The organism is Acidobacteriota bacterium (genome assembly GCA_009861545.1).
GTDB lineage: Bacteria > Acidobacteriota > Vicinamibacteria > Vicinamibacterales > UBA8438 > WTFV01.
The window spans coordinates 52,600-64,370 of the sequence record VXME01000095.1; the positions used below are offsets into that span (position 1 = coordinate 52,600).

General features: G+C 65.9%; 8 protein-coding genes and 1 pseudogene. 1 reads left to right on the plus strand and 8 read right to left on the minus strand.

The window, feature by feature from the left end:
• Positions 1-20 precede the first annotated feature (20 nt).
• Positions 21-1,040, plus strand: coding sequence for a hypothetical protein (locus tag F4X11_15790; GenBank protein ID MYN66470.1), 1,020 nt, complete (start codon positions 21-23; stop codon positions 1,038-1,040).
• A 92-nt stretch (positions 1,041-1,132) separates the two neighbouring features.
• On the opposite strand, the gene F4X11_15795 is transcribed toward F4X11_15790, so the two are convergent.
• From F4X11_15795 to F4X11_15830, 8 genes and pseudogenes are all read right to left on the minus strand, one after another.
• Complete coding sequence (locus tag F4X11_15795; GenBank protein MYN66471.1) at positions 1,133-2,890, minus strand: transcriptional regulator; 1,758 nt, start codon at positions 2,888-2,890, stop codon at positions 1,133-1,135.
• A 57-nt stretch (positions 2,891-2,947) separates the two neighbouring features.
• A complete protein-coding gene (locus F4X11_15800; protein MYN66472.1) occupies positions 2,948-3,541 on the minus strand; it encodes a hypothetical protein in 594 nt (197 codons plus the stop codon).
• Positions 3,542-3,856: 315 nt separating this feature from the next.
• Entirely contained in the window at positions 3,857-4,090 is a 234-nt protein-coding gene (locus F4X11_15805; GenBank protein ID MYN66473.1) for a hypothetical protein, read from the minus strand.
• A gap of 67 nt (positions 4,091-4,157) precedes the next feature.
• On the minus strand, positions 4,158-6,032 hold the full coding sequence (locus F4X11_15810; GenBank protein MYN66474.1) for an AAA family ATPase: 1,875 nt from the start codon (positions 6,030-6,032) through the stop codon (positions 4,158-4,160).
• A 4-nt stretch (positions 6,033-6,036) separates the two neighbouring features.
• A pseudogene (locus tag F4X11_15815) lies at positions 6,037-6,168 on the minus strand (type II toxin-antitoxin system VapC family toxin).
• A gap of 15 nt (positions 6,169-6,183) precedes the next feature.
• Positions 6,184-6,933, minus strand: a complete 750-nt coding sequence (locus tag F4X11_15820) for a hypothetical protein (GenBank protein ID MYN66475.1) — start codon at positions 6,931-6,933, stop codon at positions 6,184-6,186.
• Positions 6,933-8,936: a BREX-3 system phosphatase PglZ gene (gene pglZ, locus F4X11_15825; GenBank protein ID MYN66476.1), complete on the minus strand. Its 2,004-nt coding sequence runs from the start codon at positions 8,934-8,936 to the stop codon at positions 6,933-6,935. The genes F4X11_15820 and pglZ overlap by 1 nt, the downstream gene beginning before the upstream one ends.
• Positions 8,929-11,769: a helicase gene (locus F4X11_15830; protein MYN66477.1), complete on the minus strand. Its 2,841-nt coding sequence runs from the start codon at positions 11,767-11,769 to the stop codon at positions 8,929-8,931. Before F4X11_15830 ends, pglZ begins: the two co-directional genes overlap by 8 nt.
• Positions 11,770-11,771: the final 2 nt, after the last annotated feature.

An 11,771-nucleotide genomic window follows, 5' to 3' on the forward strand; every position in this document is an offset into this window, starting at 1 on the left:
ACACGTGAATACACGGTGGTATGATGCCCCATGGGCGATCGGGAATGGGTGGCGAGGTGGCAGCGGAAACCCGTGCGCGGGCACCGGACTCGGGGCGGAGTCGCGCCGCGCCCGTGGACTACGCCGCCCGCTTCCCCGGATGCCGCCCCGTGCGCCTGCTGACCGACCGGCTCCCGGACTTCGAGAGCCGCCTGGAGTACTGGGACGCCCGGACCGAGACGGCGTGGGTAGTGGCTGAGCCGACCGGCGGCATCCACGAGGGCACGTCGCGGCGGCTGATTCATCTCGCGGAGCGGATCGCCCTGGTGCGGGGCACGCCGATCGCCTCGTTCGGATCCGTCGACCTGCTCGTTCGGGATGCCCGCGGCGCTCCCGAGCGGATGATGCAGGCCGACGAGACCCTCTACCTGCACCCCGGCCGGGCGCGGATGCCGCAGGGATCGCTGGTCATCGGCGAGCACGACCTGCCGGACGTGGTGCTGGAAGTGGACCACACGACGGACGTCCGGCCCGGCAAGCTGCCGCTCTACGAATCGTGGGGATTTCCGGAGCTGTGGGTCGTCGTGCCGCCGGCGGGGGCGCGTCGCCGGCGCCCCGCGGGGGTGACCATCCACCGGCTGCAGGGCGGGCGGTACCGGTCCGCGGCGGCGAGCCGCGCCTTCCCCGGCTGGACGGCGGCGGAGATCCACACGGCCCTGACCGAGCCGGCGACGACCGCACACACGTGGCGTGTACTGGAGCGTGTCGGACGGACGCTCGGCGCACAGGAGGGAACCGGCCCCGACGACACGCCGCTGCTGCGCACGCTCGGCGAGCAGGCACGCGCTGCCGGACGCGCCGAGGGGCGGGCCGCGGGGCAGGTCGAGGAGCTGGCCGTGCTCGTCCGCAGCACGCTCCAGGTGCGCGGGATTCCGGTGTCGGACCGGTTTCCGGGCGCACCGGCCGCACTCGCCGCTCTTCCGCGCGAGGTGCTGATGGCCGCGGCGCTCGCGTGCGTGGACGAGGAGGACTTCCGGCGCCGCGTCGGCTTGCCGGATTGATCACTTGACGTTCGCCTGGCCTCATCCATCTCCCGCAGCAGGTCATCTCGCCAGCCGGCCACCGCCGCTGATTTCCGGGACGGCGCGGCGCATCAGGCCGTGTACTCGTAGTCGAACACGCACGACGCGCCGATCATCTCGCGAAACCACAACGTGGCGCGGGCGCCCTGTGAGTCCGTCAGGTGCACCGGCTCGTTCAGAACGAAACGCACCGGCTGGGTCCGGCCGTCGTTGATGGCCACGTTGTTCGCGTAGAGGTACGTTCGATCCAGCGCATCGAGCTTCGGATTCAGCCGCCCCTGAATGCCCGGCAGATGCCCCGTCCGGTCGGCGATGACGAGCGATCCCCCGTTCGGGGCCGGCCGCAGGCGAGCCTCCAGGGGCTCGCCGGGCTGATAGTCGCGCGCCACGTGCGCCATGAATCCCGCCGCGGCGCAGAACACGCTCATCGGCAGCTTCGCGTAGACCACGAACTCGGCGCGCCCGAAGGCGTCCGTCCGCGCCTCGCGATACGTGTTGTTGGGATAGAGCAGCAGCACGTCGACGCCCGGCAGCGGCTGACCCGTGTCGCCGTGCCTGACCACGACGCGAACCGCGACGCCGTCGGACACCGGCGGCCGCGCCGCCGGCAGGACGACCTTCAGCTCCCGCTCGCCGATCAACTCGAAGACCGGCCGTTCGCCAGCAAGGGCGAACGTCTCGTCCTGAATGACGCCGATGCCCTCCCCGCGCCGTTCGATGAAGTACTGCCGCCCGCCCGCGCCCGGCACGTCGCCCACCGGGCACTGACCCAGCCGGGACGCCAGCAGCTCGTTGCGCGTGAACTGGCTGGTGCGCAGGTCGTCGGTCGTCATCGAATTGCACAGCCCGCCGGGCGAATACAGCTCCAGCCGATCGTCGAACATGAACAGGCGTATCCGCGACCCCGACACCGCGTAGTCGCGATGCACCACCGCGTTGACCACCGCCTCGAAGACCGCGCGTTCGCTGAACTGCGGAACGTCGATGCGCGCCGGGTCCTTGTACGCCGCAACACGCCGATTGCGGACCACGAAGCGCACTGCCTCGCGAATCTGCTCGTCGAGCGGACCGGTGACGTCCCGGGCGTCGAACTGCCGGCCGGCGTCCATGCGGTCGCCGCCGTAGCACACGGCCTGGATCCAGGCGTTCGGCAACCATTCCCGCGCATCGTCCGCCGCCAGTAGCACGCCGCCGACCGTCGCCCGCAGCGCGCCGCGCCGGTCCTCCTTCAGGAACTTCAGCTTCGACAGGGCGATCTCCGCCGGCTCGTCCGAGCGCGAGCTCACGTACTGGCGCCACAACGCCGGCCGCAGGCTGCCGATCCCGGTATTCCGCACGACCTGGGTGTCGGTGGCCGCGACATCAGACTGCCCGCGCGCCTGCGACAGCCGGCGGACCTCCGCGGAATCCATCTGGCGCTTCTTGTCTCCCCGCCGGCGAAAGTGTCCGCCGGGAGACCGGTGCACCGTCGCGCTCTCCGGAATCTCGACGACCAGCGCGCCACCGTTCGCCGGTTCCGGGGCCGGCACCCGGAAAACACCGAAGTCCAGCGCCGGCTTGACGCTGTCGGAACAGATCTCCGTCACGAGGTTTGCCAGCGCATCCAGTTGCCCGGGATCGAGACCCTGCGGGCTCCGGTCGTCGGCTACACCGAGAACCAAACGGCCGCCGCGAGCGTTGGCAAACGCCGCGAGCTCGTCAGCGAGATCGTCGCGGCGCGGGCCTGACACGCGGCCGCCGCGGAATCGAGCTTCCTTCAGCTCGAGATCCGTGTCTTCACCGAGTGCGACCTGCTCCCACAGGCTTGACACGTCGATTGGCATAGCCACCCGTCAACTCAAAGGGTCTCCGCTTGCTGTTGAAGGACCACGGGATTCCGGGTTGTCTCACGGAGCGGTAGTAGTGACCTCGCGCCGCGGACGCAACACCTCCCGCAGCGATTCTCGCAACTCCACCCTCAGCCTTACCAGACCTTCGGTGTTCTGAAGGTACTTTATGAAGCGTATATGCCTCAAGTCGAAGGGCACGTCCTGATCATTCTGCACCATGATCACTACATCCCGGTCGAGCGCATGTGCGAGACCGGTTTCGTACAATACATTGGGATTCCGTCCCGTGAGATCGCCCACAACCACTTGACTTTGTGCGATGGTCGAAAATATGTCGTCCATGATCCTCTGCGGTCCATAGATCTCGTCGACCCGACGGGTTGCGAGGCCCAAATCACTACAAGCGATCCTGATCGTCTCGTGCACCGGATCGAAATCCCGACTGAAGGGCATCATCACGGCTACATGTCCGAGCGGTGGAAGAGGCCATTCGGGAGTGGTAAAGAGTCTCGGACCGGTTTTCGATCCATCTTCGATGTGATGAAAAACCTCGTCCAGCAGAGCACCTTCTTTAACAGCCCAATGTGTACGCGAATGCTCCCACTGGCCCAAATGGAGCTCCTTCAGGCCGAAAATGTCCTCGGAGCTCATGCCGCCATACAGGTGATGGAACTGGAATGTAATCCGGCTACCCGACTGATACACTCTGTCGATTCGACTCAAGAACGCCGGGGTTCGAGTGCTCCCGTTTGGCATTGCCTCCGCCACTACCAGAGTCGGGAGTTCAGCTAATCTTGACAAGTCGCTCTCGTAGTGTTCGGACAGATGAGTATCCGTGGCCTCGAATACCCTGCTCTTGGGAAACCAACTGGTCCCGGACTTGCTCCGAAAGACATCGTTATCCGAATGACCGTAGCAAATCAGATTGTAGTGAGACTGCAACCAGTACATTTCCTTTGCCTAACCTCATTCTCGAATCTGCGCCTGATCGTACCACATCAGCAGTTTCGGATCCTCCTGGAGCACAATTCGCCACTCGTCGAGATCGGCGGCGTTGCGCGGATCCGGGACGTAACCAGCGGTCCTTCGCCTTGGCGCGCAGGACGAAAGCGTCCTTTCAGCAGGTTGCGGAACTCCGGCAGCTTCTCCGCAGTTGCGCAGGAAGTACTGCCGGCGCACCTCGTCCGACTCGAAGGTCATCCCGAGGCACTCCACGCGTGCCGCTTCGCCGGGTGCGGCGGACTCCGACAGGAGATCGGGCGCCGGACTATGGCTGGCCACGTCGTTCGTTTTCCGGTCTGCCGAGTCGGGCGGCCTTGAGCGCGGCTCCGGCTTCAGTCAGAACATAGCGCTGAGCCGCCGCGGTCGGCTTGCCCGGAATCGTCATGCGCAGGATGCCGGCTTCCAGCAACGGATCGACGTGCTGTGTCCTGAAGAGGCTGCGGTCGGTCTCGCCGATCGCTACCATGACGTTGGCGAGGCGGCGGGGAACGTCACAGAGTTCGACAATCCGCCATTGGGTCGCCGAGAGCGTGGTCAACAGTTTCGCCGAGGCAGCGGATGGCATCGACGATGTCGGACCGTCTCCTGCCGTGGGCGACTCCGCGGTCGTGGAGTTGTCGCGATCAGCGGCTGCGGTGGAAGGCGCCGAAGCCGAATCGCTGCCGACGTTGGCTTGCGCGAGTCGCGCACGCAGGTGGCCGGCCATGACGTAACGGTCGCCGGCGCGTTCCAGCAGCACCTGTGTGACCAACCGGTCTGCGACGGCGGTCGCTTTCGGGCCGGAAAGCCCCGTCACCGCCTTGATTTGCGAAAGCGTCAGGTGCTGTTGACGGCACGCGATAGCGACGGTCCGGGCCTCGTCGTCCGTGAGGCGGACACCGAGCTGTCCCTGGAACAAGAGCTGTTGTTCAGAGAGCAATTCCTCCTTCTTCAGCACCAGCTCGAAGCTCTTGCGCCGCCTGTCGCTCAGAATCAGTGGCGGCACATGTCCCAACTGCTGCCAGTTCCGGAACACGTCGCGCAAGCCCCACCCGGCATGCTCGCTGAGGCCGATGCGGCGGAACGCGAGCACGATACGCGGGTTGCGCACCTCTCTTTCGCCCGGTTCGAGCAGATCCGTGTCCGCGGCGAATGCGTCTCCCGGGTTCCAGAAGACCGTCTGGTCCGCATAGTACCGGATGACCGCCTTGCGCGAGTGATCGGAGTAGTCCTGGTGCATGATCAGGTTGATCATCGATTCGCGAAAGGCCCGGTAGTCCGGCGGCGTGTCGTCCCGGCGTAGCGTCGCAGGGTCCAGCCGGAACGGATGATCCGCCAGTTTCTCGTACCAGTCGATGAGGGAGCGCCACGTACGGATGAGGTTCTCGTCGAGAACGAGACGGTCGAACCAGCGCTCGCCGGTGTCTGCGTCGTCCCGAATCGCGGTGAACCGCTGGCAGTCCACCACGGGACGCGGCAGCAGTTGCCGAAAGGCCGGATTCGTCCCGAAGATCAGAATGGCAGCGCGCGTCGGAAGCCGCCGGCCTCCCTGCTCGACCAGCAGGCCCATCTCGGCCAGGAAGTCCACGTCGGACATCGCGGCGCACGAACGGTTCCCGGGCCTTGCCTCGTACACCGCCCGGTACCAACGGATGGCATCCGGGTCGAATGCACTGGCGGGATTCAGGTCGACGGCCCGACCGTCGGGACGCTCGGCCGCCGCGTCGATCAGGAACCCGTTGCGCTCCCGGTCCGAGCAGCGTACGTCGCTGCCACCGCTACGCACGAAGGCGCGGCGAATGTCGCCGTTCAGAAAAACGGGCTTCTGCGAACGATGCACTTCTGGCACGTAGAAGACGAGCAGGGCCGATTCATCGTGCTTGTGCAGATCCTCATCAACGTCGACCACGACGCTGATCTTGTCCGGCTGCCGTAACGTCGAGAGGAACTCGTTCTGCACCTTGTCGACGTCGAGCACGCCGACGATTTCCATCTCCTGGCCGCTCTCGCGCACGCCGAACACGAGATGCCCGCCCTCCGTGTTCGCGAACGCGGAAACCGTCTCGTATGCGTCGCGGGGCACCTTGCGTTGCGCCTCCTTGAACTCGACGTCGCGCCATTCGTGCTTGCGAAGCAGCTCGATCAGCTCGTCCTGCGTCATGCCGTCACTCCGAGGCGATTCGCATCCTGTCCGACCACGCCGCTTCGATGTCGGTTTGAGCGAAGTGGTCGCCCTTGAACAGCAGCGACTCGCCGGTGGTCTTCTCCAGCGCGTAGGCGAGGCAGTCGCCGAGGTTCGACGTCGCCTGGCCTCATCCACCCATCCCCTTGAGCACCACAACGTCCTCGTCGAGTCCCTGCCGGCAGAGATCCAACCGAGGACTGCGGCTGACGTCTCCGACGGACAGCGCCAGGTCGAGCGGGTAGAACGAAACCCCATCGACGAGCCCGCGCAACGGATATTCCCGGCATCCGCGACTCACCAGGCCGGCTTCCACCAGCCACGGGACGATCCCATCGCCGGACACGACGACCTTCGCCGCGGGCGAGAAGATTCCGCGGTCGCCGCTCTCCGCGAGAACGCCCCACTCGACGAACGACCGGACGACCCGTTGCACGGCGCGCGTCAGCGTGCTCCGTTCCCCCCAGGACTCCGCCACGCGCCGCACGATCTGCGACAGGGACGCCTCCCCCTGGAGAGCCAGCAGCCTGCCGGTCGTTGCCGCCACGTCACGGAAGAACGGGTAGGTCGCCAGGCACATGCCCCAGTGCAGCGGAAGCCGGTCACGTCCGGTTCGGCCGCGCAACAGCGCGAGCGCGTCGTCGCGAAGCGGCACGGCAGCGGCGGGCACGGCCATCCAGACGTGCAGCAGAACGGTCATCGTCTTGCCCCGCGCGCTGTGAGGACCTTCGCCGGCCACCTGTCCGTCGAGGAGTCGTTCGAGCTGTGCACGAATTTCCGGCGTGGAAAGTCCCTGCATGGTCCACTCGGCTGTGGCGTCAAGCCAGCGCAAGCGGACCTTCCGGTCGAACCCGATGATGCGGCGCGTCGTACCGGACATCACTTCCGCTCGATCTCGACGAAGGGTACGACGACTTCTTCCAGGGTGATACCGCCATGGGCCACCGGACGTTCCGACCCGCGAACGAATGCCCGGCGCCCGGGGGCCAGCAGCGCAAAGTAGTCCTCGGGCAGTCCGGTCGTCGGCCATTCAATCGCATCCGGAAACCGGGTCGCGACCCGCGAACGCAGACCCCGATCACGGTAGATGCGTGCACGTTGGCCTCGCAACTCCGCGAGCGACTTCTCCCTCGGCGCCCCGCAACCGCGGGCTTCCACGTTTCCGTGGTCCGACGTCAGGAAGACGGCGAATCCTCGGTCGAGGAGCGTGTCGAGCAAACCCGCCAGCGTTCTGCTCTCAGTCCACAGCTCGACTTGGTTGTGCATCCCTGCGCTTCCAAGCGTCATGCCATGCATGATCCGATCCACGACGTCGACCACCAGGCCCACGGCGCGGGCACGGGGATGAGACACGAGTTCCTCAACGCGCCCGACGTCCGCGGGGTCGCGCAGGTTCTTTTCGTAGACCGCCTCGATGGGGGGCAGGCCTTCGTCTCCCCAGAACCGCTTCCACGCGGACGGCTCACGGTCCGTGCCGTCGATGCTGGTTGCGAAGTACAGCGGCGGGCGGCCCGTGAAACAGGCCTGTCGGGACACCATGGTCAGCGTGGGGATCCAGGCGAACAGGCTCTCCTCCCGGAACCGCAACCCTGGTCGCTGTTGCGCGAGCAGCTCGTGAACCACCACCCACTGGTCGAGCGCCAGCCCGTCCATCACGACGAGCGCTACCTTCCCGTCCCTGGATTCCTGCAGACGCCGCGCGAGCAACCGGGGAATCTGGTGGATCATCACCGGCGGCGACGGTGGCAGATTGTGCAACGTCTCGAAGCGCTGCCGGATCCAGGCGGTAAACGCCTCGTCGATCCGATCGCGGATGCTGCGGTACCGTTCCAGAGCGTTCCCGTCCAGCGTACCCGCGTCACCGAAGACGAGCGCGTTCACCTGCGCCCAGCGTGGCGCGAATGCGAGCCACACTTGGTGTGACGCCACGTCTTTCGGAATCGTCTCCTCGATGGATTTCAGCAACCTGTCGAGCCGGCGCTTGCGATGCGCCTTTGGGTCGATCTCGATACCGGCCAACGCCCACGAACCCACCACTTCCTCCCCGCCCGGATGCGCAATCGGCCGGAGCACACCTTCCAGGAACAGGTTGTCGATGTAGACCCGCACGTCGGGGTGATCGAATGGGATCTCGGCCGGGCCGCGGAACGCAAGCCCGTACCGCTCCGTCGATTCATGCAGCGCGACCGCTCCAGAGGTCTGCCGATCAAGAAAGATCGGCCAGCGCTCCTGGAGAAATGCGAAGAACGCCTGGCGATCCGGAACGATCTGCGCCAATGGCCACCGCTCGAACACGGGGTCCTTGCGAAGCTCCCGAATGAGGCGGTGTTCCAGAATCCGCGGCAGTCGGAGTCTGCGGTAGTGGCGGCGCAACAAGAAGCGGAGCAGATCCGATGCCGCCTTGATCGTCTCGGGCGTGAACCGGAACAGGTGCCGAAGCACGAACGCCTCGGTCTGCGCCTCGCCGAGGCGACGTGCCGGCGGCTCTCGCGCCTGGGCCGCGTACAGGCAATCGAGATCGCTCCGGTCCAACGCATTGACGACCGAACCGCTCAGCTTCGGGAACAGGTCGCCGAGCTGGAACGAGATCTGGTGGCCCGCCTGCAGCACGTCGTAGGGAACTGCACGCAGGTCCGATGCGTCACCTCGGACCGCGACGACCAGATCCGCCAGATCGCCGCGGTCCCGGTGTGATCGGTAGCGGGACTCGTAGAAGAACCGGAAGGCGATGCGATCCTCGAAGGAAACCAGCTCGAAACCCCGCGCCTGGAGCGTCTCGAGGATGGCCTCCTCCTGCAGAAGCCCATCGGGGTCCGCGACGACCGTGAGGCGATCAACCCCCGGCGTGAACTTCTTCAGAATCTCATCGCGCCAGTTATTCACCGCCGCTCCTTCCCTCGACATGCACGAGCAGGAGCGGAACGAGCTCCGGGCTGGTGTCGGCGGCGCGATCGAGTCGGTCCCGCCAGGATTGCTGCTCCGTCTCAAGCTGCGTCAGGCGATGATCGCGCACCGTCGGCAACCCGATTCGCTCGATGGTCGAGCGCCGAGCCGCAAACGAGTAGTCTCCTTTCTCGCGTTCGGCGGCGCGCCGGACGCGGTGTGCCTGAACCAGCTCCTCGTACATGGGCTGACCATTCTCGCGGGCTGATTCCTGAACACGGTCGAACGCCTCGACCGCCGCATCGCCTTCGACATGTTCATGCACAGACGGCTGGTCGGCCAGCATCCGGTCCCACACGAACCGGGCTGTGGGGGCAAGGACACGACCGTCTTCATGCCTGAAGAGCGGCATGACGCGGTGCCGACTCTCCTCCGGTGCATGGAGCGCGATCCGCCACAGCGACCAGAATCCCCGGACCTCCGACGGCAGCTCCGTCAGAACAAGACACGGGATCGGTTGCCCGGGAGCGAAGGGCGGAATCCGTGTCGCCAGTCCGCGGAGGCGCGGCTCCTGCAGCGTGAGATGTCTTGCGGAGGGCAATCGTTCCGCGTCGGCGACCGAGAACACGACTGGCCCTTCACGCTTTCCGTCAGGCCAGATCAGCTTCCACGCAAGATCGTTCCGTTCCGCGGCGCCGCCGTGTGCCTGCACGTAACTGACGGTCATCCGTTCCACCCAGTGGGGCAGCGGGTGGGTCACCAGATTTCGCGCCTCTCCGGGATCGACATTATCTGCACCTCCGAGAATGGCCACGTTGTCGCAGACAGCCCGCCCCTGATCCCTGACCGCTTCCACCGCCGCTTCGACCCCGGCATCGAGCGCCTGGGGCCGGAGAATCGCTTCGACGTACAGGTTGTCGAAGAGCTGCCCGGCCAGCGCCGAATCCAGGATGTCACCCGTCTTGTCGACGCCGAACTCATGCAGGATGACGGCCAGCTTCTCTTCCAGAACCTCGCGCACGCGGTGCTCAACCGTGTCCTGGATCGCGAAGTTGACCGCGCGGACGGCATGCGCCTGGCCGATGCGGTCTACCCGTCCGATGCGCTGCTCGAGCTTCATCGGGTTCCACGGGATGTCGTAGTTGATCACCACGTGGCAGAACTGCAGGTTCAACCCCTCGCCGCCAGCGTCCGTCGAGACCAGGATCCGCGCGTTGCCGGCGAATGCTTGCTGCGCGTTCTCCCGCTCGTCCATCCCCAACGATCCGTTGAGGCAGACGACCGAGAAGCCCCGGTCGGCAAGAAACTCCCGCAGCATCTCCTGCGTGGGCACGAACTCGGTGAAGACGAGCACCTTCAGATCCGGATCCGATTCTTCCTGTTGCAGGCGGTAGATCCAGTCCAGCAAGGCTTCCGCTTTCGCATCCGGGCCGGCCGCCTCCGTGCCCCGGGCCGCGTCGAGCAGCAACTTGACCTCGGCGTGTTCGTCCTTGAGTGCCGCCAGCCGGGCCGTGAGCAACGTGTCCATCTGCTCCTGGCCGTCGAGGTCCGCCCACTCCTCCTCGGACAGATCAGGAAAAAGCAGGAGTTGTTCGTCCGGTCCCTGCAGCGCGTCGAGCCGACGCTCCAACGTAGTTCGGATGGCGCGCGTCGACGACGTGACCAGACGCTGCATCAGGATCATCAGAAAGCCGACATGGCTCTTCTTCTCGCGCAGGGCCTGGTTGTAGCCCGCGCGTACGTATTCGGTAACCGCTTCGTAGAGGGAACGTTGGCGGCCGTGCCGGGCCTCCCAGGCGATCGGCTCGAGTCGCGTGTTACGCGGCTTGAACAATGGACGTCCATCCGTGTCCACGGCATGACGCTTCTCCGTCCGAATCACGAACGGGCGCACCCGCTCACGCGAAATGCTCGCGGGATCCGGGAAGGCCTCTTCGTCGACCAGCGACATCAGCCGGTGGAAGGCGTCCGTCTTGCCCTGATGCGGCGTCGCCGACAGCAACAGGAGATACGGCGCCGCATGCGCCAGCCCCCAGCCTAGCCTGTACCGGGCGACCTGATCCGTGCTGCCGCCGAGCCTGTGTGCCTCGTCGACGACAATCAGGTCCCAGCCAGCCGTCATCAAGCCCTCGAAACGGTCGTCGTTGTGCTCCGCCACCCGCTCGCGCGACCATCCGCGCCTGACATCTAGCGGCTTGACCGAATCGATGGAGCAGACAACCTGATCCCACGTCCGCCAGACGTTGTCGGTGGGCGCGATGCGTCGGAACGCCTGAAAGTCACTCGGGCTGAAGAGCCTGAAGTCCTCGTCGAAGTGCGTCCGCATCTCCGCGATCCACTGCGTCACGAGCCCCTTCGGCGCTACGACCAATGTCCGGCGCACCATGCCGCGCAGCTTGAGCTCCCGCATGATGAGCCCCGCCTCGATTGTCTTGCCCAGGCCGACCTCGTCCGCCAGCAGGTAGCGGACGCGATCATCGGCCACCGCACGTCGCAGGGCGCGAACCTGATGCGGCAACGGACTGACCGGCGCGTCAATGGGTGCCAACAGCGAATCCCCGGTCAGCGTGTCCGAAACCCGCGCGGCCGCAACGACGTACGACAGCCAAACCGAACTACCCTGCGCGCTCCCTCCGACCGACTGAAGCCGGTTCGATCGCACCCGGACGACCGCGTCCTTCGCTGGAATCCACACGCGACAGATCGAGTCGCCCCACAAGGTCTGCGTTTCGACCACCCGAGCAATCTGCTCGTGGTCGACGCTCCACGCCCAGTCCCCCGACCGGAACACCTGCCCGCGATTCGATTCCCCGATTCGTACCGGGTCGTCCATCG